Source organism: Pontibacillus yanchengensis (assembly GCF_009856295.1).
GTDB lineage: Bacteria > Bacillota > Bacilli > Bacillales > BH030062 > Pontibacillus > Pontibacillus yanchengensis_A.
Genome location: NZ_WMEU01000001.1, coordinates 1334478 through 1358994 on the forward strand (window position 1 = coordinate 1334478; position 24517 = coordinate 1358994).

Below are 24517 nucleotides of genomic sequence, written 5' to 3' on the forward strand. Positions count from 1 at the left end.
AATTATCTTAAATCTAATTTTAACATTTATGGGGTTTGAATTTACATCATTGTTACATTATTGTAAAATTAAGCAATTTTTTAATACTATTTCTTTAGAATAGTAGCGGTATATTTATATACTTCAAATTATGTAAACATACTACTAGAACATAACTCTCAAAATGATATGGTTATATTTACCATTAAAAGAAATTATTAAATATAAATTTTAAAATAAGGAGGAGTTAAATGGATCATAAAGATACATTACTTATTCAAATGGAAGGGACGAGGACTTTAAAGGATGAAAATGATAATCCCCACTTTTCTATTCATAAAAATGAGTCTGTTGTTTTACTTGCTAACTATCAGTCGGACTTCATTCTAATAAATCAGTATCGCGAACCTCTAGATGACTATATCCTTCAATTACCAGGTGGAGGAGTGGAGGAAGGAGAAAAACTAGAGGAAGCAGTAATACGAGAATTTCAAGAGGAAACAGGATATGTCTGCGGTGCAGTTCATTATTTAGGTAGCATGGTCCCTGCCGCTTGGCGTTCAAATGAAGTGACGCATGTATTTTACACAGAAGAGATTCTTGCCAAAGGCAATCAACATACGGAAGCACATGAATGGATCTCGGTACAAAGACTGAAGATATTAGATTGCCTTTCTGGGATTAAAGAGAATAACATTCATGATTCAGAGTTATGCTATTCGGTTCTTCAAGCCCACATGAAAGGATACATTAACATCGATTTTAGTACTTAATCACATTGGATACTAATCGAAGACTATTTTATTGAAAAAACTCCCCAGATAAAGAATAAGTTTTACTTGCAAACGCCCGATTAGCGACGTACAAACTGCTGCCCACACGACGTGGGTTGGTTCGATGTTGCTACGTGATGTAGTGATTTTAATCGAACTTCCTTCCGTATGAGATAAAGGAAACACGAAGAGCGCAAGCGAGTCGATGTTGATTTATCATAAGGAGGTGCAGGAAGTTTACTAGACGCTGGGCGCTGTAGCTGGACGTGGCCCTCTATAACTTACTTAGTTATGTACAAGACAACATTTTTATAATTGTACGCTAGATAACAAAAATGGGACACCACTCTGGTTGGAAATGGTTTCCTTTTTTTCTATAGCTACTCCCTCTATGGTTTTATATGAATGGCGTCTAGATGACATTATTTTTTTAGTAAGTAAACTACTATCTAGCATAAACACTATTTATTATTAATAGACTAATACAAAAAATAGTGAGGAGTGTGTATCATGAAAGAACCAGAATATTTACTAACGTATAATGCTAGTAGTTATGAATGGTTTGATAGTGAAGAAGAGCTTAAGGAATTTGTGGAAGAGAATGACCTTACCTCATACGAAGCACTGTATATCCCTCACGCCTATGAAGTACAGATAGAAGACTAAACTAAAAAATCTGTCTTGTGACATTCACATAAGACAGATTTATTTGGTAGTAACATATAGTTGTGAACATTAAAAAAGAGGGGATTTCCCCCTCTTTTTTTAGTAAAGAAAATATTAATTTTGTGCTTACATGTCTAGCACCAGCGCCAAGCATATATGTTGCTTCCAGAACGTGTTTGCGCTTTTCTTTAATCATTTGCTAATGCAAAATGATCACTAAGCTGATCTCTTAGTGCACGTTTTAGAAATTTCCCTACAGATGTTTTGGGAATTTCCTTCATGAACACGATATCATCCGGCAGCCACCATTTAGCGAATTGGGGCTTTAGGTAATCATACATCTCTTGTTTGGATACATGACTTCCATCATGCAACACGACACATGCGAGTGGTCGTTCCTGCCATTCTTCGTGTGGAACAGCAATAACAGTTGCCTCAAACACGGCTTCGTGAGCCATCAGCGCATTTTCTAAATCTACAGAAGAAATCCATTCCCCACCACTCTTTATTAAATCCTTGGTACGATCCACAATCTTAATTGTTCCTTCTTCATCTACTGTTACAACATCACCTGTATGGAGCCAACCCTCTACAAAGGCTTGAGAGCTGCGGTCATCTTGATAATACTCATCAGCTATCCATGGGCCTCTAAGTAAGAGCTCTCCCATCTCGTGTCCATCCCAGGCGACTTCTCCATCTTTTCCAACTACCTTCATTTCCACGCCTGGTACCATTGTCCCTTGTTTTGAGCGAATCTCTAGACGTTCTTCTTCCTCAAGGTCCGTTTGATAACTTTTCAACCTAGAAAGAGATACAAGCGGTGTTGTTTCTGTCATTCCGTATGCATGAATGAACGGGATATTATATTTTGATTCGAATGCTTGTATCATCCCTTTTGGAGCTGCAGACCCTCCACATAGTACAGCACGTAAGCTACTCGTATCATAATCCCCTGTATCTAATTCTCGTAATAAGCCAAGCCATATAGTAGGGACACCAGCTGATAAGGTTACCTTCTCCGATTCAATAAGCTCAGCCAGTGCTTGTGGTGTAAATTGAGGTCCAGGCATGACTTGAGTGGTTCCAAACCATACTGCTGCAAATGGCAACCCCCAGGCATTCGCATGGAACATTGGGACAACAGGCATTGCCACATCAGATTCTGACACAGCAGCACTATCAGCCAACCCTAGTGCCATGCTATGTAGAACAATCGACCGGTGAGAGTAGACAACACCTTTTGGGTTACCGGTTGTAGCCGAGGTGAAACACATACCAGCAGGAGCATTTTCATCGATATCCCTCTTAAATTCATAGGTGGCATCAGCGCCTTCTAATAGCTTTTCATAATGATAGACTGGTGATAAGCTTGTCTCAGGTAGCTTCTCTTGATCTGTCATAACTACATAAGCTTCAACTGTTTTCAGTTCATCTTGTACCGCTTCTATCAAAGGTAATAAATCTTCATCGATGAGCAACACGCGATCTTCTGCGTGATTTACAATATAGGAGATATGCTGCCCTGCAAGACGAATATTTATCGTATGAAGGACGGCTCCCATGCCTGGAATACCAAAATACGCTTCTAAATGACGGTGGTGATTCCAGGCAAATGTCCCCACCTTCTCTCCTTCTTTGACACCTAGCTTTTCTAACGCATGAGACAATTTTCTAGTACGCAATCCAAGTTCCTTATAGTTGATTCGATGAATCCCATCTAATGTACGAGATACAACCTGTTTCTTTGGGAAATACGTTTCTGCTCTTTCCATCATCATTGGCAATGTTAAAGGTACATTCATCATTCAGGATCGTCCCTTCTTCTAATGATTGATATGTTTACCATGCATCCAAACTACCATCATACAGAAACCCATTTATGACATGGATCCAGCTTTAAACTGCTCCCTTAACAAGAACTTTTGAATTTTCCCACTTGCATTACGAGGTAATTCATCTACGAAGACATATCTTCTCGGTCGTTTATAATTTGATAACTCTTCGCTTGCTTTACAGTAATCATCTAAATCTTTGTCTGTCACACTTTCATCCTTCTTCACGACTACCGCTACTACAGATTCCCCCCAAAACTCATGAGGTTCTCCCAGTACAGCAACATCAAGCACATCAGGGTGAGCATGTAGAAGATCTTCTATCTCACGAGGATAGATGTTTTCGCCACCACTAATAACCATATCCCGTACACGATCAGCTACATACAAATATTGTTCTTTATCCATAAAACCTAAATCACCAGAGAAATACCATCCATCCCGTAAAACTTCAGCTGTAGCTTCAGGTCGTTTAAAATATTCCCTCATCATGGATGGTCCTCTTACAATGATTTCACCAACCTCACCAGGCTCAGCGATATCATCAGCACCTGATAAACCTGATTCATTTGTCTTAATGATTCGGACTTCATGGTTAAAACAAGCACGTCCTGCTGATCCAGCTTTAGAAAGCTGCTCTTCTTTACCTAAGAATGTAATGGCTGGACCCATTTCCGTCATACCATACGCCTGTACTAAATCGATTCCTAGCTTCTCTTTACATGCAGTTACCAAAGCAGGTGCCATAGGAGCCGCTCCATATAATCCAACATTTAAGGACTCTAGGTTAAACTGAGATAAGTCTTCTTGAAGAAGCATATTCCACATTGTTGGCGCTGCAAAGAAACAACTTATCTTCTCTTCTTGAATAGTAGCGAGTACTTGTTTTGGATCAAAGTGGTGCATAATAACATTTGTACTGCCGATATGAACTCGAGGTAAAAAGCAGCAATGTAACTCTGCACAGTGAAACATAGGGGCAGTTACTAATCCGCGGTCATGTTCTGATAGTCCAAGCTGAGCTAAAGTTGCAAGGCTTTGTTCTACCATATCTCTATGACGGTGCACGACTCCTTTTGGTCGCCCAGTCGTACCGCTTGTGTACATAATTGCATAATCATCATCTTCACTAACCTCTATCTCAGGTTTTGAGGAAGGTGCTTGTTGTACTCGTTCATGATAATTCACAGCATAGGCTGGAGACTGTGCATCAATAAACCAAAACGATACCTCTGGATGGTTTTCTTGTATGGAAGCCACAACAGGCTCTAATACTTTTTCAAATATAACCACCTTAGGTTCTGCATCCTTCAAAATAAAATCGACTTCTTTTGGCTCTAATCTGAAATTAATCGGATTAAAGATAGCTCCAATTCTGGAGCATGCAAAAAGTGTTGTTCCTAGTTCATGGGTGTTAAACATAAACGTAGAAACGCGATCTCCTTTTTCGACACCAGCTGCACGTAACGCATTCGCTAATTGATTCACTTCTTGTTGCCATTCTGCAAAAGTTAAGCGCTTATTCTTTGTTAAATCAACCAAGGCCTCTTTGTTCGCATTTTTCTTAACAGTAAGGTCAAACATTTGATCCAATGTTAAATACACACAATTCCCTCCTTAAATAAGTAAACGCTTTCATAAATTACGCTATTAATCTTCTCTCACTATGAAAAAGAAGAATCTTCAAACCATGCACAATCCTATATACTATATTAGTGTCGAGACAAGTTAATTCCTGCAAATATAGTAAAATTTTCATAATTTTTCGTTTATTTTAACGAAAATTGAATAGGGTCCTCTTCTTCCACATTTGGATAAACGGTTGGATGAAGCAGATAAGCTAATTTTTGCAACCCATACAGAAGTCTTGGTGAAGGACGACAAAATAGCGCTTCTTCTAAAGGATAAATTCGATTGTGGCGAACGGCTCTCATTTGTTCCCAACCTGGTCGTTTCTGTATCAGTTCAGGTTTCATCTTCTTCTCCGCTACTCCAACCCAAGCCATACATATCACATCAGGATTTTTTCCCAGTACTTCATCCCACTCTGTCTGTATGCTAGCTTGATTCTTATGGCTATACACATTTTCAGCCCCAGCAAGGCGGGTAATTTCCGTAAGCCAATTCGTTCCTCCAGGAGTAAAAATCGGCTTTGGCCACCATTCCCAATACACTCTTGGTTTATCCTCTATTGTTTCAGCTAGTTCCTCATATTCTTGAATTAGATTACGAAACTGGTTTACAACACGGTCAGCACGTTCAGAAACACCCGTATGTTCGCCAACTTTTAGCAAGTCTTTTGCAATATCCTCTAGTGAATTTGGATTTAAGATGATATAAGGAAGGTTACGCTTATTTAGTTCATCTATGTTCTTCTCCATACCAGGCACACTTAATGAAGCCAATACAAGGTCAGGCTTAAGCTTCTCCACTTCATCCATATCTATGGATAAATCAGGACCTAATTGTGGTAAATCCTTCACTTCTTCTGGCCAATCTGACCACTGGTCTACCCCTACGAGTTGATCCATTAACCCAAGGTATGCAACCAGCTCTGTGTTACTAGGACAAATAGATACTAATCTCATTCCTTCACCTCACTATATAGTTTCTTTATCATTCCCATACCTGCATTCGATCCTGTAATGTAGCAGAATGTAATTCCAAAACAGTACCATCAGGATCCAAAAAATTGATTGTCCAACCTCCTCCCCGCTTAATAGGCCCACGAGTTATAGAAACCTGTTGTTCTATCAAGTACGTAGTAGCCTGATGAAAACCAATTTCATCGACTGTGAACGCTACATGATCAATTCCAATATGTTGCTGTTCTAATTTAGAATAAGAAGGACGCTCCTGGAGACACACCCATGCTTTTCCCCACTCCAAATATGCATCATAGTTTCCTTTATGAATAAGGTCCATTCCTAAAAGATCCACGTAAAAAGCTAATGACTGACTTAAATTACTCACATTAATGGTGATATGATTAAACCCTTGAACTTTCATAAAAACACCCTTATACTTTTCATACTATTATAACATTTTCAAAAAAACTGATAGAATAAGAGAAATGAAAAAGGAGGCTACATATGAATATAATTGCTATGGGTGGTGGTGGATTTTCTCAAGAACCAGACAACCCTAGACTAGACCGCTATATACTTAACCAATCCGCCCAAATCAGTCCGAAGATATGCTTTATTCCAACTGCTAGTGGTGACTCAGAGGATTATATACAACGTTTCTATGAATTCTTTGAAAAGGAGAACTGTGAGCCTACTCACCTTTCTTTACTGCAACAAACCATTGCCGATAAAGAAGCTTTTTTGTTATCACAAGACATTATTTATGTAGGAGGAGGGAACACTCGAAATTTAATAGCGTTATGGAAAGAATGGGGCTTGGACAAAATCCTACGAAAAGCTTTACAGCAAGAGATTATATTGGCGGGAATTAGTGCTGGTGCTATTTGTTGGTTTGAGGAGGGCCTTTCTGACTCTGTTCCCGGGGAATGGTCAAACGTACCTGCTCTTGGCTATTTACATGGAAGCTTATGTCCTCACTACGATGGAGAATCACAAAGGCAATTTCACTACCGATCGTCCATTGAAACTGGTTCCATGAAGCCAGGCTATGCTCTGGATGATGGCGCAGCCCTTCACTTTGTTGGAGATACTATCCACGCCGCCATTGCTTCCCGACCAGAAGCAACTGCTTATTCTGTAACTGTTGATAATAATAAAGTTATTGAAAAACCATATGATATGAACTACTTATCTATAGATTAAGAGGAAGTCGGTGATAGGACTTCCTTCTTGGTAAATAAACTATTTTACTTTACGTACATATGTGCCTTTCTCTGATTGGGCTTTCGCCTTGATCGTCTCATGCTTCACCTCTTCACTTAATTTCGAAATATGATGAAGTGTATTATCTTGAGACAAAACAAGGGGATCGATGTAGCGTAATTTGTTCTTTTGATGAAACTCATAATTCTCCTTGTCCTCTATGACTGTAACATCTTCTTCTAGGTGTGTTAGCATATTGTGCAGGTCCTTATCGCCTTTTAGACGGATTAACTCTAATACTTCTTCATCCTGGAGTAGAAAATCTTCCATAGTGATGACTTGCTTTGTTAGTGCTGTTTTCAATAATTCTTTCAAACGTTGGGAACCATGCACATTGAGAGGATGCATAAAGAAATCTATGACTTCGCAATAGAACCATCGAACAAACCACTCTGCTATATGAATATCGGTTAGATATAAAACATGACCATCGAACTGTAAGCTTTGAAGGAAATCCTCTACTCCCTTTATACTTAGTCCTTGATAGTGATACATATCTCGTAAGGTATAATCAATTCGGTCAGCACATAAATCTGGCAATGGTTGTTCTAAAAGGCGCCAATTTGTTTCATCTAAAATAGGCTCTACATCATATCCATGTTTTTTGATTATAGAAGGAATATTAGATTGATAGACTATTTCCTTAAAAATGCGTTCATGGTAATCTTCCTTTTCTTCCTGCATGACATAATCAATAACATGAGAAAATGCTGTATGTGATACATCATGTAGCAGTCCTGCTATCTGTTCTTCTACAGTGCCCCCCATTCTTCGAATAAACAACATTACACCAACGGAGTGTTCAAACCTAGTAACGTTCCAATTCTCATTAACTAGATAGCTCGCACCTCCTTGATGAATTCCTTTCAGTCGTTGTATTGAGTTGGTTTCAACCAATTCCTCAAGGACAGGCTCTTGGATATCAAACGTTCCATAAATTTCATCTTTAATAATCACTTTGTTCCTCCTAAAACTTCCATCTTCTGAATTATCTAAAAAAATCAGACCAACCTTCATTGTATAGCATCCCTTACGTCGCTAAATGGGCGCTTGCGCTTTTCTTACTATGATGATAGCGTATCACACGTTATCTATATAGATGTGAATCAAAATAGCCATGGCTCTCGTACATATAAGTGTAAGTTTATGAAAAGGTGGGGTCGCATGATTCAGTTTCAACATGTAACAAAAAGCTATTCAGGTGATAAAAAAGCAGTTGATCAGTTAAGCCTAACCATCCCAGACGGGAAAATATTTGGTTTCTTAGGTCCAAATGGAGCAGGTAAATCAACTACCATAAAAATGCTAACTGGTATCCTGCCTATAGATGAGGGAACCATTACAATCAACAGCTTTGATATCTCTAAATACCCCTTAGAAGCCAAGAAAACGTTTGGATACGTACCAGATAGTCCTAATATGTTTCTGAGATTAAAAGGGATTGAATATTTAAACTTTATCGGAGATGTGTATGATATTCCAACTGACCAACGCAAAGAAAAAATCGAATACCTTACGAAAGAATTTGGGATTTATGATGTGCTAAATGATGCCATTCAAACCTACTCACATGGCATGAGGCAAAAAATCATCGTCAGTGGTGTATTATTGCATGATCCAGATGTGTGGATTTTAGATGAGCCTTTAACTGGTTTAGATCCAAAATCGTCTTACAAATTGAAAGAGATGATGAGAGAGCATGCCAGAAAAGGGAAGACTGTTTTCTTTTCAACACACGTTCTTGAAGTTGTAGAACAATTGTGTGATGAAGTTGCTATTATCAACAATGGAAAACTTGAATTCACCGGAAAAATGGATGATATGCGTGAGAAGTTCAGTACAGAAGGGTCCCTTGAACAACTCTTCTTGGAGTTGACCAATCATGAATAAGACACTTCTATTATTTAAAACGATGGTAAAGATGCATTTTTCCATGGTTGGGAAAGATGATAAGTTCAAAATAAATGTGTTCATTATTAGCCTTGCCCTGATTCCAATCGGTATTATGTGGATGTTTTTGTTGAATACAATTATATCCTCCTTATACCAAGTGTTAGAACCAACAGGTCATGAATCGTTCATTATCGCAATCGGACTTATTCTGACTGGCATTCTTTTACTATTCACAAGCATTCCATCTATTCTTTCTTCCTTTTACTTTGCAGAGGATATAGAAGATTACTTAGCCATGCCGTTTCACCCATATCAGCTCGTAATCGGCAAGTCATTAGCACCATTGCTTACGGTTTATGGGATATCTGCCGTTGTCATACTTCCGATTCTATTTTTCTATGGCTTAGCTTACGGAAGTGGCATTTTATTTGCTTTAAACGGATTTCTAACATTTATCTTTTTTCCGCTGATTCCATTTATCTTATCAGCATTAATGGTGATGGTTCTCATGCGGTATGCCAATATATCTAAGAATAAAGATCGAACCAAGTTTGTTGCTGGTATGTTCTCATTATTCATGATTGTAGGGTTCAATGTTATCATTCGTATGAACCAGGATACAGACCAGCTTTCCCAAGGCTTAGGAAAATGGCTTGAGCAACAGGATCAACTATTATGGAATGTAACAAAATTCATCCCAAATGTTTATGCAGCAACTAAGGCTCTTGAAGTGGATGTATGGTGGCATAGTGTACTTTTTCTCGTCCTATTCTTACTCATTACAGTTATTGCGATTACCCTATTTATCGTTTTTGGGCAACGTTTTTATTATCAGGGTGTACTTGGTATTAGCGGTGGTGGGAAAGGAAAAAAGGTTGAGGATATAGAATCCAGAACATCATCGCGTTCTATACTATGGTCTTATACAACCAAAGAACTGAAAACGATTATACGTACCCCGGCATTCTTTATGAACTGTGTGATCAATAGTTTATTTGCACCTTTTTTCATTTTTATTATGATGTTCATCGATGAAGACATCGGGGCTATGGCTAGCACCTTGCAAAGCATTGCTCCAAAGAGCATCCTATTAGCTTTATTTTTATTTTCTATATTTGTATTAGGTACAAATCCAACAGCTACATCAGCAATTTCTCGTGAAGGTTCGAACTGGTTTACCAACTTATATATGCCAATCCAACCGAAAACCATTCTCTATGGAAAATTATTAGCTGCATGGATTGTAGAATCCGTTTCCATTGTTTTGTTACTTATTCTCTTTGGGTTCGTGATCAACGTTCCTATTTTCGTACTTATTCTTTGGTTGATTCTCGTGGTAGGCGCTAGTTGGATCAGTAATTTAATCGGAGTGTTTATCGATATTCATAATCCGAAGTTAAAATGGAACGATGAACAACAAGTATTTAAATCAAGATTCGCTCCATTACAAAGTCTACTCATTCTGTTTTTCGGTTTCGGAACACTAGTGTTATTTTTATGGTTCCTTCCTTTCGTGACGAATGTATGGATAACTTTCCTGATCCTTGGTATTGTAATCGGAACTTCCATTTATTTCACCCAGCGAAAATTAATTCAGACAGTTGATACACAATTCATTCATATTATGGAAAAGCAATAACAGAAGGAGAGTTAGCATTGATAGACTATAAAAGACTTGATGCAACAGATGCAGAGGCGTATTGGAATTTACGTTTAGAAGCACTTCAGCAAGATCCTAGCGCTTTTCTTACTACCTACGAAGATGCAATAAAAAGAGAAAAACCAATTGAGAGTACAGCGGAACGGTTAAGCAACGAAAGCAATTACAATATTGGCGCTTACCAAGAAGGTGACCTACAAGGAGTTGCTACTCTAGTCCCTGAATCACAGCAAGGACTTGATCATATAGGGAATGTATTCGCCATGTATATAACCCCTTCTGCAAGAGGGAATGGCATCGGCAAGGAGCTCATTCAAAAATGCATCGAATACGGTAGGCACATTGGCCTTGAACAACTGCAACTCACAGTAGTAGCAACAAACGAACCAGGCATAGCTTTATATTCATCTTGTGGTTTCGAGGAATATGGATACAAAAAACAAGCTATCAAACGTGGGGAAGGACAATATATAGATGAATTATTAATGGACATCTTTCTATAAAGAAAAGCTCAGGGGCGCTTTGCTCAAGGCAAACATTCTAATAATTTCTTAATTGTAAAAAAATCGAGCTTATTGCTCGATTTTTTTTAGTATTATAATTATTTAACTATCATGACAGGACACTTTGCTCCATGTGCAACTTTATGAGAAACGCTGCCAAGCACTACTTCTTGAAATGTATTCAATCCACGGCTCCCCATAACAACAACATCATATTGCTCATCATTTGCATAATGAACAATCTCTGGACCAGGCTCACCCTTTAAGAGTTTGTAATCAAAGGAGACTCCTTTTTGTTCCACAATTTCTTCTACAGGACGAACTCGTTCATGACGTAATTCTTCTAAGTACGTACTACTACGCCCCTCAGCAATAACTTCATGCTTTGAGGAAGCTGGATCGACAACGTACACGATGGTAATCGTTGCATCCGGCTCAATTGTTGCTAGATGAGCAGCATGATGTGCTGCACGTGTAGCATGGTCCGAACCATCTGCAGCTAGTAATATCTTTTTATACAAGAAAATTTCCTCCCTATTAAACTTACCGATTTCCCTTCATTCTATCATGATTAAACACGTTTACACCTTACAATTAAAAATCCAGACAAAAAAATGTCATTTTTATGGTTTTGGCATCTATGGACAAGCAATTAAGAGATATTTAAAGCATGTTCTGAAATTATACGCTTACATGCCATTATTTGATTTTCTTTCTTCGTGTTATAATCTTTCTCGTTGCAATCGGTTATGACTTTCGGCGAGTTCGAAAGTCGCTCTAAGAAACTAATAAAATAGAAAGAGGTGCTAAATTGAACCTAGAAACAATTAAACAACAGTGGTTCGGTAATGTGAAGGCAGATGTCCTTGCAGGTATAGTTGTGGCACTAGCCCTTATCCCTGAAGCGATTGCTTTCTCGATTATCGCAGGTGTAGATCCAATGGTAGGGTTGTATGCTTCATTTTGTATTGCTGTAGTCATTGCTTTCATTGGTGGTCGACCTTCCATGATATCTGCTGCAACAGGCGCGATGGCCTTGTTGATGGTTACATTGGTAGCCAATCATGGATTAGAATACTTGCTTGCCGCTACAATCCTAACCGGGATTATTCAATTCATTTTTGGTGTATTGAAGGTTGGACGTTTTATGAAGTTCATTCCAAGATCGGTAATGGTAGGATTCGTAAACGCACTAGGTATTTTAATCTTCATGTCTCAGCTTGATTACTTCGAAGGTGCTGGTATGGCAATGTATCTAATGGTAGCTGGATCGTTAGCAATCATTTACATTTTTCCTTATCTTACTAAAGCTGTTCCTGCTCCACTTGTAGCGATTGTTGTAATGACAATCATTGCTGTAACAACAGGCGTTGGAGTGCAAACAGTAGGTGATATGGGGAATCTAACATCTAAACTACCAGTCTTCCTTATTCCTGAGATTCCACTAACATTTGAAACATTACAGATTATCTTCCCTTATTCTATTGCACTTGCAGTAGTTGGACTACTTGAGTCTCTGTTAACAGCTCAAATTGTAGATGATATGACGGATACTCCAAGCGATAAGAACAAAGAAGCAAGAGGACAAGGTATTGCCAACGTTATAACTGGATTCTTTGGCGGAATGGCTGGCTGTGCGATGATTGGTCAATCCGTTATTAATGTGAAATCCGGTGGACGTGGCCGCCTTTCCACTCTAGTAGCTGGCGTGTTCTTAATGGTCCTTATCATCTTGTTGAAAGATGTACTTGTACAAATTCCGATGGCTGCCCTTGTTGGGGTTATGATCATGGTATCAATAGGTACATTTGATTGGTCATCGTTAACAAAACTTCACGTAATGCCTAAATCAGATGCAGCCGTTATGATTGTGACAGTAGCAACAGTTGTCTACACTCATGACTTATCTAAAGGTGTACTTGCAGGCGTTATCTTAAGTGCCATCTTCTTTGTGGCAAAAATCTCGAACATTCATGTAGAGAAAACGCTCGATGCAGAACGTAGTCGTCGTATGTATGTCGTTAAAGGTGAAATGTTCTTCGCTTCCGTTTCAGACATGCCAGATGAGTTCGATTATCAAGAAGAAAATGCTGAAAACATCGTTATTGACTTTAGCAAAACGCACGTTTGGGATGACTCAGCTGTAGGCGCAATTGATAAAGTCGTTATGAAGTTTAAAGAACAAGGTAAAAATGTTGAAATTATCGGTTTAAATGAAGATAGTTCTTCTCTTGTTAGTAAATTAGCCGTCCATGATAAAGGTAACCAATAAAAGAACAAAAGCTCAGGGCGCCCGTTTAGGATGCTAGTTACTGGGCGATGGAGCTGGACGTGGCCTCTATTACTTTTTAAGTTACGCACAAACCAACAATTTTATAATTTCCTAATAATCCAGGGAAAAACCCCAGTCATTAGTGACTAGGGTTTTTTATATAGTACATTTTAGGAGGTACCAATTGTTAACGCTTTCAAATTATGTTTTAAAATAAATGATCAACTAACAGTGCCAACAATGTTACAGCTAATGTTCCATAATTGAACAAAAAGTTATTTGTCTCTTGCTGACTAACCTTCTCGTGAACTTCTGTTAATGCTTGTTTACGTAAATTGGACTCATTCATTTAAGAATCACCGCTTTGTAAACGTTTTCATTTATTGTTTATATAATAGCATATACTAAATATTCTGACAAGTATATTTTTAAAAAACATGTGATTTAAAGAAATTTATTTATAGAGACCAATACCATTACATCTTTGGTTATTACTTATCTATTCTAAAGAAGACAATTCATTGTTTGTTCCATAAAACCCCATTATTTGTTCTAAGAGGAATGTTTACGTTGCCTTAGTTAGAATAAAGATGGCCTGGGAATAACTCGCGTCCTGCCGGCGAGCTGGCAAGCTACCTTCGGCCCTCAGGGGGATCTTGCCTACCTCTTTCTCCGGCGGGAGTCTCCTTGTTCCCATGCCACCTTTGCTTTTGTTGAGATAAACGGAAACATGGCGTTAAACCTAAAGAACCAAAAGGTGGACCGGGAAATTGGCGGTCGCTCCTATATTCAGAAATCGGAAAAGCTCTCAGAAACTTGAAATGTTGCTCGGAACCTCCCACCAGCGCCCGCTCTAGACCGGCTGCACAGCACCCCCAAAACAGCGGTCGCTCCTATTTTGAAAAAGTCGCTCTGAAATGGGCAAGAGTCGCTCCAAAAATCCAATTCTCACCCCTATATTTCTATTCTCGCTCCGAAGGCAGGGGAAAGCGCTCCATATCCCATGTTTTGATCGCAGCGACATGTCAAATCCCAGTACTACATTATGGATGCGACCCGTGGAAAAATGGATGTGTCGAGACCCCACCGGTGTAAGATCGCAGGAAATCGAGCTATTCCCAGCCCTTCTTTTCTCTCCCTTAACACAATGGAAAAATCCCTCTCACCCAAGCTACCTCGAATTCAAGTCTTCCATATTATGCCTCTTATATGAAATAATGCTTCTCATCAGGCCTTGGTCACCCAAAAAAAAAAAAACACACAAGTGATTTCACTTGAGAAACCACTTGTGTCTACTATTGAATATTTCCTTACATTTAGCAATGAAAATGTGTTACTATTATTTTCTATACCAACAAAGATACCCCAATATAGGCTACAACTGTAACAAGAACAACTAGCCATGCTGGTTTCTTCCAGTGATATAGTAATGTAAATGAGCCGATAGCTATTGCGATATCTTTGTTGGAGTGGATGGCGCTGGTCCAAATCGGATCGTACAACGCTGCAAGCAAAATACCAACAACAGCTGCATTCACTCCTAGCAACCCTGCTCTAACATTTTTATTTTTACGTAGTTGATTCCAGAAAGGTAGAACACCAACAAGTAAAAAGAAAGATGGAAGAAACATTGCTAAGGTAGCTACTATCGCTCCAGGTACACTTGCAATAATTGTCCCTAGATAACTAGAGAAGGTGAACATCGGTCCTGGGACGGCTTGAGTTGCACCGTACCCTGCTAAAAACAATTCTTTGGAAACCAATCCATTTGGTACAACCTCAGCTTGTAGAAGCGGGAGGACAACGTGACCTCCACCAAATACAATCGAACCTACACGATAAAAAATATCAAATAAGGTTATGTACACAGACGAAACATTAGATGCCAAAATTGGCGTTCCAATAAGAAACGCTATAAAAAGAATCAGAGAAACAACTCCCGTTTTCTTCTTATAATTCAGCTCAACATCTTGTCCCTCAGGAAGATCTTGTTTTCTAAATAAGTAAACTCCAATCATCGCTGCAATCAGGATAATACTAATTTGGGCGAAAGCTGTTTGATAAAATAATAAAATAAATGCAGCTAGTACTGCTATAGTAATTCTTGGGCGGTCTGGCGTTAGTTTCTTCCCCATATTCATGATAGCATGTGCCACAACTGCTACAGCAACAACCTTCAAAGCAGAAATCCATACCGCATCTTGGACCCCGGAACCATTAAGAAATAGTGCAAATAAAACTAGAGCTATGACAGATGGAACTGTAAATCCAAACCATGCTAATATGCCTCCTATAATTCCACCGCGTACCATCCCAATTGAGATTCCAACTTGACTGCTCGCAGGCCCAGGCAAGAACTGGCATAAAGCTATTAAATCAGCATAACTTTTATCATCTAACCATTTTCGTCGATTTACATATTCATCTTGAAAGTAAGCAAGATGAGCCACTGGTCCGCCAAAAGAAGTTAGTCCTAAACGAAATGAAACGAATAAAATTTCAATATAAGTACGAAACAAGTTCATTTTATCCTCTCCTATCCTATCCATTTTATCGATAGAATGTGCTATGAACAATGCATTTCGCTTAAATTTACGAGATTTTAAAAAATGCAGGCAAGTACTCTCTCTTTATAAATAGAGAGGAATACAGCCTAACAGTAAAAATAAGTGGTAAGTCGTTTATCATTCCGTTCTTTGCAGTTGTTTCCCCATTATTATCATATGTTCTCCATCAACTAACGGCCCTTCTTTGACAGGTTCCCATCCAAGATTTGTGTATAGTGTGCGGGCCTGAACATTTTCTACACCTGTTATGAAAATAGACGTATCATGGAAAGACTTATCAAGTAGTCTTTTTTCAAGTGTGGATGCTATACCTTGCCCACTATAATTCGGAAGCACAGCAAGTTCTACAAATTCAAAGCAATTGGTAAGCCATCTATCTTTCTCATCATCACTTAACAATTGGGCTACATGACTATAGTAAAATGGATCATTTAATGAGGTGTATCCATACGCAAAACCCACTATTTCTTCATCGCAAATCGCTCTTAGTCCAACATAACCAGGATAGGAGCTATGCTTCTCAAACCTTTCCCTAACTTGATAATTACATTTAGAGTGAGAAATAGAATATATCGATACAATATGTTCTAGCTCCTCCTGTTTCATTTCTAAGGGTTCATATGTTATGAGCATCAATTTCTCTCCTTTGTTTTGTACGACTCATCCCATTCTCTTCGTAAGATACTCATTTCAATAAGTGACCAATATTCATCCCCAAACTTTCGTGCTTCACGCAAAACACCCTCTTTTTGGTATCCTACTTTTTTATAGGTATGAAATGCTGATACATTAAAATCAAATACACCTAAGGTCATGCGATGTAGGTGTAGCGTATCAAAAGCGATAGTCGTAGCTTTACGTACCATTTCTTTGCCTATTCCTTTACCTAAATACCGTTTGTCCCCAATTAGCACTCTTCCAATTCGTCCAGATTGGTTCGTCCAATCAATTTTTGTTATCGAAATGTGTCCTATTATATTCCCTGTTTCCTCGTGCACTGCTTTATAAATATATTTTGTAGCCCCCTGTACATTCGCACCATCTACATAGGTTTCCAATTGATTACGTGTGAGAGGATAAGTAAAATAATTCCCCGTCCACTGATGCATAAACATCTTTGATTCAATCCATGACAGCAATAAATCGAAATCCTGTTGAGTGAATTTCTCTAATCTAATCAAAATGAGCGCTCCTATATTGGTTCATTAAATTTATTCAGATTTGTTATACTATCAAAACGTTAAGAAATTTTCGTCTTCTTGTCAAATTATATTTCGTTGGAACAAAAAGTCAGGGCCTTCGTTTAGCGACGTACAAACTGCTACCCCCAGGACGTGGGGTGGTTCAATGTTGTACGTGATGTGGGACTACAGGACGTAGGTCAGTTCGATGTTTCTGCATGATGCAATGGGTTTAATCGAACCTCCTTCATACACCAGCTAACATTTTTATAGATTCCTGCACTATAAAAAAGAATGTCACAAGGACATTCTTTTTACATTAGCTCTGAAACTCAATGTCATCAGCTAACAATGGTATATTTTCTTTCGTAGAAAAGAATTCAGTTAGATTCTTAACAGCGTTCTGTTTTAATTCATACGTTCCATCCTTACCAGGTAACAAATACTGAATGTAACCTTTCCCATCCTTTGTTAACCAAAGATGGTAGTGCTGCTTATCGTTTCCTTCAAGATCTATTTTAATAGAAACAAGTGGTTCTGATTGAATTAACTTATTGGAATCAAGTTTTTTTGCATTATTTATGGCTTTCACAAAAATACTCATTTCCTGCTCTGTTATGTATTCTTCTTCCAATGTTTGCTCTTGAAAATGTCGATACATTACTTCTACTTGTTTAATTTCATTTATGGTTAGAGTAGAGCATGATACTAATAGAAGTAAGTATAATGAACCAATCCCACTTCTTATAATCATTTTCATTTATCAACCACACCCTTCCATCACCTCCAAAACTTAACATATTTTTTCATTTGATACCACGAAAGGCTCTACGTTTTTGAGTACATCTACTTATAAAGGTTTAAAGAGAGTACAGATCTATTCTGTACTCTACTTATTCGAATAACAATATAGATGGGTCTTGATTATATGTATGTACAAGAATTGCATGCAGCTGACCTCTATGATGATAGAGATGAGCTACAATTTCGAGCAACCATTCAAACCGAGAATACGAAATACCCCAATAAGATGTGGTTTTCTCCCATAATTCCACTTCTCCATAGGATGCATATCGTTCTTTCAGAACATTAACGGTTCTTACAAGTTGCTCTTTACCATCTTTTTTGGTCTTCACATCTAGCGAATTATAATATGACTCCATTTCTTCTGCTGTCTTCTCATCTGAAAGAAGCAAATCCGCCTCACAAATAGTAGATATGTGCACTATCAATTCACCTATAGAATGTTTTCCTTCGGTTGGCCTTCTTTCCAGATCATGTTCATCTAATTGGTCTATTAGTGTAGTCATCGTACCAACCAGAACATCAATCTGATGAAACACACGTTCACAATATGAATTCATGTTATCCTCCCTAATATAAAATCAGCGCCCAGAGATTTTCTCTGAGCGCAATTGTTCAACTATTATCCTTCATTATGTTCTGGTAACAAAACAATTTTACCTAGTTTACCGGCTTCCTTAAAATATTGCTGAGCTTCTCCTGCCTCATGCAAAGGAAATGTACGTTCAATAACAGGTTTAATGTCACCTTTAGCCACTGAGTCCATTAGACGTTTAAACTCCGCTCTTGTTCCCAATACAGAACCAATAAGCGTGATATGTTTGAGGTAAAGTGTTCTAAAATCCAGCTCTGTTTTTTGACCACCTGCAGAACCGGAAGTACAGAATCGCCCACCCTTTTTCAATACTTGAAGTGATGTATCGAATAATGCATCCCCTACTACATCAAGCACTGCGTCAATTGGCCCTCCATTTGCTTCTAGAATCTCTTCTGCTAAATGGGGAGATTTATATGAAAGGACATGGGTTGCACCTAGTTCCTTCATTTTACCTTCTAAAGCTAAATCACCTACTATAGCAATAACATTGGCGCCAAACGCCTTTGAAGCAATCTGTACATTTAAAGAACCTACACCACCATTTGCTCCAGTGACCATAATAGTTTCACCTGGTTTCACCTTTGTTTGCTCCACCATATGCCATGCCGTCATTCCACTTACAGAAAAAACGGCACTCTCTTCATAAGTATCAAGTGGCATAGGATCACATAATTCAGCAGGCCACACTACATACTCTGCATACCCTCCATCATATTCTGAACCTATAAAGGACATATCCTCTGAAATGTGTTCTTCCCCTTCTTTGCCACTAGATGTGAAAGGAAATAAGACAACATCCTCTCCTATCCTTCCTTCATCTACATTCTTACCAACTACTGCAATCTTCCCAGTAATGTCCGATCCAGGTACTCGAGGAAATTGAACGCCCTCGGGACGCCAACCAGACTTACCTCCTGTACCATAAGCCCCTTCTCGCATCCAAATTTCCGTATTGTTAATCGCACAAGCCCTTACTTGAATAAGAACTTCATTTTCTTTTGGTTGTGGAATCTCTTTGTCAACGACTTCAAGTTGTTCTAATCCCCCATAACCAGTCACTTGTACAGCTTTCACAATGTCACACACCTTTCAAAAAATGATTATAAATAATATCAACATACCACCTATTAGTATTACAGATAAAAAAGGTTTCATCCATCAAAGCGCACTTGTGTATAAGAGTGATACTATTCTAGGACTTGTAGAAAAACATGCATGTAAAAATACAAGAATGAATATCTTTTCAATAAGAACAACTAGAAAGGAGCTACGTCATGATTCGTTTATTAGGAATACTTTCTTGTTTAATGTTGATTACCGCCTGTGGAGTCAGTGAGGTGTCAGAAACAGATTCTACATTAACTTCTGAGAACTATGAACTTTGTGGATATGGACCAATGATGATTATAGACGGGAAGGAATATATAAAAGTAAACAAGCAACAGAAAGTAAAACTGGATCAACAACTTGGTAGTATTATACTAAAGATTGATGAAACACTTCACCCTGTTGAAAACTTCACATCAAACACATTACTTCCTGGGACAGCCGTTTATAGTGTAGAGGACAACGCTGAAAAATTAATAGCTAAAACACAAGAAAATGAGTACTTATTATTTGAGTTAATTAAATAGACAGAACAAAAGCTCGGAGTGCCCGATTAGCGACGTATATGCTGCGCCCCACACAATGCGGGTTGGTTCGATGTTGCTACGTGATGTAGCGATTTTAATCGAACTTCACCTAATTCTGTAGGAGATAAAGGAAACAAGAAGAACGAAGTGATTCGATGTTAACTTATCGTACAGAGACTAGGGGAGCATACTAGTCGCTGGGCGCTAGAGCTGGACGGGGCCACTAATACTTACTAAGTTATGCACATGCTATTTTCCTTTTATACTGTCTTCTTTATTACATCACACGCTGTTACATAAAAACTATAACCACTCTAACAATTCGATACGATTGCCAAACGGGTCGTACACATAAATACGATTTGCTCCAGGAAGTCGATCATCCTCTATGTACTCCACATTATTTTCTGTGAGGTGTTTCTTTAGAATTTCAAGATTTTCTACCTCTAGTGCTGGATGAGCTTTTTTTGCTGGAGAAAATGGCTCCTCAATGCCTATATGAATTTCATTGTTCCCAAATGTAAACCAAATCCCGCCATTCTTTTTTAACTCCTCTGGTTTTTCTACTTCATTTAACCCTAAAGTCTCAGCAAAGAAGGCCCTCGCTTCACCCTCCCCACCTTTTGGAGCAGCTAATTGAACGTGATCAATAGATTTAAACGCAAATGACATATACATCCCCCTTTTTTTATCATACTTAACAATATTCTACTCTATACTTTTGCATACCTTCCTTTCACCATCCATTTCCATAGAAGAGGTTAATTCTAAAAACTTTTCTACATCTTTGATGCATAGGGACATTCCTTCTTCCCAAAACGATCTATCTTGTATATCTCTACCTAAATGCTTCATCGCTAGGTCTTCTACAGACATACAGCCAGAGTCACGCAATAATGCCATGTAGTTTTCTTCAAATTTATCCCTTTCAGTCTTTCCCTTTGCATACATACTTTGAGCGAAGAGGTAACCAAAAGTGTAAGGGAAATTATAAAAAGGTACTGTAGTGATATAAAAATGCGGAGTAAAGGCCCAAGCATGTTGAGGAGCATCTTCTAAACTGCCAGTATAGGCTTCATCGATAGCTTCTTGCATTAATTCATTTAACCTTGTTGCTGAAACTATCCCTTTCGCCCTCTCCTGATAGAACCGAACCTCAAATAAAAATCTAGAGTGGATATTCATGAAATTCATCACACTTCGTTTTATTTTTTCGTCTAGTAAGAAGAGTTGCTCTTCCTTTGTATCAGCTCTCTCTAATGCTGCATCCAGGACTACCATTTCAGCAAAGGTAGAAGCTGTCTCCGCTACACACATAGGATATTGTTTATTCACCCCTTCCACTGAAGCCATAGCATGATTGTGAAAAGCATGCCCTAATTCATGAGCTAAGGTTAATACATCCGTAATCTTACCTCCATAGTTCATAAATACTCTAGATTCTCCAGTTAAAGGGAAGCCTGCACAAAAAGCTGTGGATGATTTAGTTAATCTGTCTTCAGCGTCCACCCAATGGTTTTGTATTGCTTGTCGAGAAAAACGCTCTAATTCAGCACCAAATTCACCAAAGTGTTGTAGTATAAAATCCACACCTTCTTGATAATCCATTGTTTGATTACTTCGGTTTATTGGAGCCCAAAAGTCATAAGCATGCATAGAGTTTTTTTCAAGCAAAGTTGCTTTTCTTTTTAAATAAGCTGAGAATGGTTTTTTATGATCACACACGACCTCCCACATTGTATGCAAGGTTTGTTCACTTAGTCGGTTATGGCGTAATGGTTCTTCTAGTATATTGGTAACACCTCTTTTTTTGTACACTTGCAAACGAAACCCACCAATATGATTTAGTATAGAAGATAGTATGTCTTCTTGAGAAGTCCATGCACGTTCCAAAGCCTTATATGAATTTTTACGAACATCACCATCTTCATGAGATCGCAAATTCATGGCTTGCCCTATGGATAAGTCATTCACTTCTCCATTAACTTCCAAACGAACACGCAAACTCCTGACAAGAGTTTGATACACCTTCCTCCATCCATGATATCCATCTACCTCAAGTGAAGAAATGATTTTCTCTTCTTCTTCCGTTAGTCTATTGTTTTTACGATCACGCCACTCCCTTAAAATGAATTGATAAGGTTTTAGCCTGTCTGTTGCCAACAATTCATCCCAAACCGAAGCTTGAATGTATGAAAGAGTGGTTTGAAGTTTATGTAAGACCTCATCATACTGCGCGGATATTTTAGCAATTCTTTCTTGTATAACAGATGCTCCCTGATCTTTTGGGTCTTCTGCAAGCAAGCACGTTATAAATGAAGAAGTGTGAGACAGTTTCAAGCGAATATCATTCATGTGCTTCATTAAGTTTTGGATGACATTAGCGTCTTCCTTTTGTTTTGGTATGCAAAATGCATCAATAATCTTATTAAAATCATTCACTTTTTTCTCTATCAAACTTATATGATTATGAAGGTTCTCCGAATTACTCTTTCCATCAAATATTCTATTTAAGTCCCAAGCATCTTTGTACATGTTTACTTCCCCTTCCTTCTCTTATTCCATCCCACCAAAACCAAACGTACGTTCTTATTATATATGTTTTGCATAGAAATGTCACAATTTTCATAAAGAAAAAGAGGAAATATTATAATAAAGTAATAATCCATCCTCACACTACTTATTGAACTATATTGAATTTCCAACGTTCTTCAAACCACAGTCCGCAAAAAAATCTAAATGACTTTCATAAAACTTTCATATTCCTGTGGTACTATTCCATTACAGTTATTCGATAGGAGGAAACATCATGCCAAACGCATGGATGCTAGGCCCCTTAATTATACAGCGATCATTTGTATTTCTTGGGGTGAGCTTGCTATTAGGAGTTATCTTATTTCAAGTGTTAAGCCCATTTTCGAAATCTTACGTAAAACAACTAACAAATGAAATAAGTTCCTTCTTCTTTGCATTTGTTATTTCCATTTGGATTGCAAAGATTGTAGTAAACATAGGGACATTTATGAATGACCCTCGTGCAGTACTTGCGTATCCAAGCAATAGTCACGCTTTTTATTTAGCTTTTGCGTTCATCCTCCCTTATAGCAAGCTTCATGTTTATCGGCGGGACTTAAATATTAATCATATTGGAACAGCGTTATTCTATGTATTTATATTGAGTTCCATTTTCTTTGAATTTTCAAATACAGTTGTAGAACAAAATGTCGCTGTGCACGTAAGCCAACTTGGGATCTTGGTAGCTACACTAATCATACTGTTAGGTACACAAAACTCCTTAACTCGATTATCTCTTTATATCGGCATCACAGTTTTTACGGTTGGTTATTTTGTATTGTCTTCCATTTTCGCTCATACCCATATTTTCCTATACACCGTCGACACTTGGTTTTGGGTTATTAGTTTGATAATCGTAAGCTTGCTGTGGTTTCGCTTATACCCTACAGGTTTAAAAACCAGAGGGAGTAACCGCTAGATTTAGGCATTTATTGTCAAAACAAACATTTTAAATACATGAAAAGAAGGTGAAAACATGACAGCAGCATCTGATATAACAATATGGTTAGCGTTAGGAGCTGGGATTCTTTCTTTCCTATCCCCTTGTACGCTCCCCATTTTTCCAGCTTACCTATCATATATCACTGGCATGAGTGTAAAAGAGCTTGAATCAGAATCATCTCTAAAGGTTCGTTCCAAACTATTATTGCATTCGATATTTTTTCTGTTTGGCATTTCCTTGATTTTCATCAGTTTAGGGGTTGGGGTTTCTTTCTTAGGAGAATGGATTCAAGGATTACTAACAGGGACATCAGGAGTTTTCCTCCAAAGGATCGCAGGTATTTTCATTGTGGTTATGGGTCTGTTTGTTGCAGGCTGGTTGAATATCTCTTGGTTCATGCGAGAAAAACGTTTTCGATTCACTCAAAAACCAGTTGGGTATATTGGGACAATATTTGTCGGAATGGGTTTCGCAGCAGGATGGACACCGTGTATTGGCCCTATCTTCGCCTCTATACTAGTCGTAGCAGGGAGTAATCCAGCTCAAGGAACGCTTTATACTATAGCTTATGTTATAGGGTTTGCCATTCCATTTCTTGTTTTAGCATTCTTCTTAGGATCTACAAAATGGATTGTACGTTATAGCGAGAAGATTATGAAAGCAGGTGGAGCAATTATGATCGTAATGGGAGTGCTACTGTACTCAGGCCAAATGTCCAAACTATCAAACTTCTTGCTTCAACTTGTACAAGACACATGGTTCTCAAATTTAGGATAAGGAACGGAGG

The 24517-nt window shown here is 38.2% G+C and carries 25 protein-coding genes; 10 read left to right on the forward strand and 15 right to left on the reverse strand.

Features of this window, described 5'->3' with window-relative positions; translation table 11 throughout:
- Positions 1 to 230: 230 nt before the first annotated feature.
- Positions 231 to 752 (forward strand): NUDIX hydrolase, encoded by a 522-nt coding sequence (locus tag GLW08_RS06445; protein WP_237458320.1) that lies wholly within the window; start codon positions 231 to 233, stop codon positions 750 to 752.
- Positions 753 to 1262: 510 nt separating this feature from the next.
- Complete coding sequence (locus GLW08_RS06450; protein WP_160847696.1) at positions 1263 to 1418, forward strand: hypothetical protein; 156 nt, start codon at positions 1263 to 1265, stop codon at positions 1416 to 1418.
- A 188-nt stretch (positions 1419 to 1606) separates the two neighbouring features.
- Here the strand turns inward: GLW08_RS06450 and GLW08_RS06455 are convergent, their stop codons facing one another.
- From GLW08_RS06455 to GLW08_RS06470, 4 genes are all read right to left on the reverse strand, one after another.
- Entirely contained in the window at positions 1607 to 3223 is a 1617-nt protein-coding gene (locus GLW08_RS06455) for a long-chain fatty acid--CoA ligase (RefSeq protein ID WP_160847697.1), read from the reverse strand.
- A 72-nt stretch (positions 3224 to 3295) separates the two neighbouring features.
- A complete protein-coding gene (locus GLW08_RS06460; RefSeq protein ID WP_160847698.1) occupies positions 3296 to 4855 on the reverse strand; it encodes a long-chain-fatty-acid--CoA ligase in 1560 nt (519 codons plus the stop codon).
- 164 nt (positions 4856 to 5019) lie between these two features.
- A complete protein-coding gene (locus tag GLW08_RS06465) occupies positions 5020 to 5838 on the reverse strand; it encodes a cobalamin-binding protein (RefSeq protein WP_160847699.1) in 819 nt (272 codons plus the stop codon).
- Positions 5839 to 5866: 28 nt separating this feature from the next.
- The gene (locus tag GLW08_RS06470; RefSeq protein ID WP_160847700.1) at positions 5867 to 6259 is read right to left on the reverse strand and encodes a VOC family protein; all 393 of its coding nucleotides are present in this window, start codon (positions 6257 to 6259) and stop codon (positions 5867 to 5869) included.
- 83 nt (positions 6260 to 6342) lie between these two features.
- On the opposite strand from GLW08_RS06470, the gene GLW08_RS06475 reads away from it, so the two are divergent.
- Positions 6343 to 7041: a peptidase E gene (locus tag GLW08_RS06475; RefSeq protein WP_160847701.1), complete on the forward strand. Its 699-nt coding sequence runs from the start codon at positions 6343 to 6345 to the stop codon at positions 7039 to 7041.
- A 39-nt stretch (positions 7042 to 7080) separates the two neighbouring features.
- Here GLW08_RS06475 and GLW08_RS06480 read toward each other — a convergent pair whose 3' ends face one another.
- Positions 7081 to 8058: an HD domain-containing protein gene (locus GLW08_RS06480; RefSeq protein WP_160847702.1), complete on the reverse strand. Its 978-nt coding sequence runs from the start codon at positions 8056 to 8058 to the stop codon at positions 7081 to 7083.
- 207 nt (positions 8059 to 8265) lie between these two features.
- Here GLW08_RS06480 and GLW08_RS06485 point away from each other — a divergent pair, with 207 nt between their 5' ends.
- The 3 genes from GLW08_RS06485 to GLW08_RS06495 are packed head-to-tail and all read left to right on the forward strand — an operon-like array spanning position 8266 to position 11157.
- Positions 8266 to 8991, forward strand: a complete 726-nt coding sequence (locus GLW08_RS06485) for an ABC transporter ATP-binding protein (protein WP_160847703.1) — start codon at positions 8266 to 8268, stop codon at positions 8989 to 8991.
- Positions 8984 to 10633, forward strand: a complete 1650-nt coding sequence (locus GLW08_RS06490) for an ABC transporter permease (protein ID WP_160847704.1) — start codon at positions 8984 to 8986, stop codon at positions 10631 to 10633. Before GLW08_RS06485 ends, GLW08_RS06490 begins: the two co-directional genes overlap by 8 nt.
- A 17-nt stretch (positions 10634 to 10650) precedes the next feature.
- The gene (locus tag GLW08_RS06495) at positions 10651 to 11157 is read left to right on the forward strand and encodes a GNAT family N-acetyltransferase (RefSeq protein ID WP_160847705.1); all 507 of its coding nucleotides are present in this window, start codon (positions 10651 to 10653) and stop codon (positions 11155 to 11157) included.
- Between the two features lie 98 nt (positions 11158 to 11255).
- Here GLW08_RS06495 and GLW08_RS06500 read toward each other — a convergent pair whose 3' ends face one another.
- Positions 11256 to 11678 (reverse strand): universal stress protein, encoded by a 423-nt coding sequence (locus GLW08_RS06500; protein WP_160847706.1) that lies wholly within the window; start codon positions 11676 to 11678, stop codon positions 11256 to 11258.
- Between the two features lie 290 nt (positions 11679 to 11968).
- On the opposite strand from GLW08_RS06500, the gene GLW08_RS06505 reads away from it, so the two are divergent.
- A complete protein-coding gene (locus GLW08_RS06505; RefSeq protein WP_160847707.1) occupies positions 11969 to 13429 on the forward strand; it encodes a SulP family inorganic anion transporter in 1461 nt (486 codons plus the stop codon).
- Between the two features lie 208 nt (positions 13430 to 13637).
- Here GLW08_RS06505 and GLW08_RS06510 read toward each other — a convergent pair whose 3' ends face one another.
- From GLW08_RS06510 to GLW08_RS06540, 7 genes are all read right to left on the reverse strand, one after another.
- Positions 13638 to 13778 carry a hypothetical protein gene (locus GLW08_RS06510; RefSeq protein WP_160847708.1) on the reverse strand — a complete coding sequence of 47 codons (141 nt, stop codon included), beginning with the start codon at positions 13776 to 13778 and terminating at the stop codon, positions 13638 to 13640.
- Between the two features lie 997 nt (positions 13779 to 14775).
- Positions 14776 to 15954 (reverse strand): chromate efflux transporter, encoded by a 1179-nt coding sequence (gene chrA, locus GLW08_RS06515; protein WP_160847709.1) that lies wholly within the window; start codon positions 15952 to 15954, stop codon positions 14776 to 14778.
- 159 nt (positions 15955 to 16113) lie between these two features.
- Positions 16114 to 16629 carry a GNAT family N-acetyltransferase gene (locus GLW08_RS06520; RefSeq protein WP_160847710.1) on the reverse strand — a complete coding sequence of 172 codons (516 nt, stop codon included), beginning with the start codon at positions 16627 to 16629 and terminating at the stop codon, positions 16114 to 16116.
- A complete protein-coding gene (locus GLW08_RS06525) occupies positions 16629 to 17177 on the reverse strand; it encodes a GNAT family N-acetyltransferase (RefSeq protein WP_160847711.1) in 549 nt (182 codons plus the stop codon). The genes GLW08_RS06520 and GLW08_RS06525 overlap by 1 nt, the downstream gene beginning before the upstream one ends.
- Positions 17178 to 17496: 319 nt before the next feature.
- Positions 17497 to 17937 carry a hypothetical protein gene (locus tag GLW08_RS06530; RefSeq protein ID WP_160847712.1) on the reverse strand — a complete coding sequence of 147 codons (441 nt, stop codon included), beginning with the start codon at positions 17935 to 17937 and terminating at the stop codon, positions 17497 to 17499.
- A gap of 133 nt (positions 17938 to 18070) precedes the next feature.
- Entirely contained in the window at positions 18071 to 18541 is a 471-nt protein-coding gene (locus GLW08_RS06535; protein WP_160847713.1) for a DinB family protein, read from the reverse strand.
- Between the two features lie 62 nt (positions 18542 to 18603).
- Entirely contained in the window at positions 18604 to 19653 is a 1050-nt protein-coding gene (locus GLW08_RS06540; RefSeq protein WP_160847714.1) for a zinc-binding dehydrogenase, read from the reverse strand.
- Between the two features lie 200 nt (positions 19654 to 19853).
- Between GLW08_RS06540 and GLW08_RS06545 the strand changes: the two genes are divergently transcribed.
- The gene (locus tag GLW08_RS06545; RefSeq protein WP_160847715.1) at positions 19854 to 20213 is read left to right on the forward strand and encodes a hypothetical protein; all 360 of its coding nucleotides are present in this window, start codon (positions 19854 to 19856) and stop codon (positions 20211 to 20213) included.
- A gap of 303 nt (positions 20214 to 20516) precedes the next feature.
- Here GLW08_RS06545 and GLW08_RS06550 read toward each other — a convergent pair whose 3' ends face one another.
- Entirely contained in the window at positions 20517 to 20885 is a 369-nt protein-coding gene (locus GLW08_RS06550) for a VOC family protein (RefSeq protein ID WP_160847716.1), read from the reverse strand.
- Between the two features lie 36 nt (positions 20886 to 20921).
- Entirely contained in the window at positions 20922 to 22748 is a 1827-nt protein-coding gene (locus tag GLW08_RS06555; RefSeq protein ID WP_160847717.1) for a M3 family oligoendopeptidase, read from the reverse strand.
- 274 nt (positions 22749 to 23022) lie between these two features.
- Here GLW08_RS06555 and GLW08_RS06560 point away from each other — a divergent pair, with 274 nt between their 5' ends.
- A complete protein-coding gene (locus tag GLW08_RS06560) occupies positions 23023 to 23706 on the forward strand; it encodes a hypothetical protein (RefSeq protein WP_160847718.1) in 684 nt (227 codons plus the stop codon).
- Positions 23707 to 23763: 57 nt separating this feature from the next.
- Complete coding sequence (locus GLW08_RS06565) at positions 23764 to 24507, forward strand: cytochrome c biogenesis CcdA family protein (protein ID WP_160847719.1); 744 nt, start codon at positions 23764 to 23766, stop codon at positions 24505 to 24507.
- Positions 24508 to 24517: the final 10 nt, after the last annotated feature.

What these genes read in the sequence shown, in the direction of transcription:
- GLW08_RS06475 (WP_160847701.1), top strand. Translation starts at nt 6,343, where the DNA reads ATGAATATAATTGCTATGGGTGGTGGTGGATTTTCTCAAGAACCAGAC.
- GLW08_RS06455 (WP_160847697.1), bottom strand. Translation starts at nt 3,223, where the DNA reads ATGATGAATGTACCTTTAACATTGCCAATGATGATGGAAAGAGCAGAA.
- GLW08_RS06560 (WP_160847718.1), top strand. Translation starts at nt 23,023, where the DNA reads ATGCCAAACGCATGGATGCTAGGCCCCTTAATTATACAGCGATCATTT.
- chrA (WP_160847709.1), bottom strand. Translation starts at nt 15,954, where the DNA reads ATGAACTTGTTTCGTACTTATATTGAAATTTTATTCGTTTCATTTCGT.
- GLW08_RS06565 (WP_160847719.1), top strand. Translation starts at nt 23,764, where the DNA reads ATGACAGCAGCATCTGATATAACAATATGGTTAGCGTTAGGAGCTGGG.
- GLW08_RS06465 (WP_160847699.1), bottom strand. Translation starts at nt 5,838, where the DNA reads ATGAGATTAGTATCTATTTGTCCTAGTAACACAGAGCTGGTTGCATAC.
- GLW08_RS06555 (WP_160847717.1), bottom strand. Translation starts at nt 22,748, where the DNA reads ATGTACAAAGATGCTTGGGACTTAAATAGAATATTTGATGGAAAGAGT.
- GLW08_RS06450 (WP_160847696.1), top strand. Translation starts at nt 1,263, where the DNA reads ATGAAAGAACCAGAATATTTACTAACGTATAATGCTAGTAGTTATGAA.
- GLW08_RS06510 (WP_160847708.1), bottom strand. Translation starts at nt 13,778, where the DNA reads ATGAATGAGTCCAATTTACGTAAACAAGCATTAACAGAAGTTCACGAG.
- GLW08_RS06485 (WP_160847703.1), top strand. Translation starts at nt 8,266, where the DNA reads ATGATTCAGTTTCAACATGTAACAAAAAGCTATTCAGGTGATAAAAAA.
- GLW08_RS06545 (WP_160847715.1), top strand. Translation starts at nt 19,854, where the DNA reads ATGATTCGTTTATTAGGAATACTTTCTTGTTTAATGTTGATTACCGCC.
- GLW08_RS06445 (WP_237458320.1), top strand. Translation starts at nt 231, where the DNA reads ATGGATCATAAAGATACATTACTTATTCAAATGGAAGGGACGAGGACT.
- GLW08_RS06520 (WP_160847710.1), bottom strand. Translation starts at nt 16,629, where the DNA reads ATGCTCATAACATATGAACCCTTAGAAATGAAACAGGAGGAGCTAGAA.
- GLW08_RS06550 (WP_160847716.1), bottom strand. Translation starts at nt 20,885, where the DNA reads ATGTCATTTGCGTTTAAATCTATTGATCACGTTCAATTAGCTGCTCCA.
- GLW08_RS06535 (WP_160847713.1), bottom strand. Translation starts at nt 18,541, where the DNA reads ATGAATTCATATTGTGAACGTGTGTTTCATCAGATTGATGTTCTGGTT.
- GLW08_RS06530 (WP_160847712.1), bottom strand. Translation starts at nt 17,937, where the DNA reads ATGAAAATGATTATAAGAAGTGGGATTGGTTCATTATACTTACTTCTA.
- GLW08_RS06490 (WP_160847704.1), top strand. Translation starts at nt 8,984, where the DNA reads ATGAATAAGACACTTCTATTATTTAAAACGATGGTAAAGATGCATTTT.
- GLW08_RS06470 (WP_160847700.1), bottom strand. Translation starts at nt 6,259, where the DNA reads ATGAAAGTTCAAGGGTTTAATCATATCACCATTAATGTGAGTAATTTA.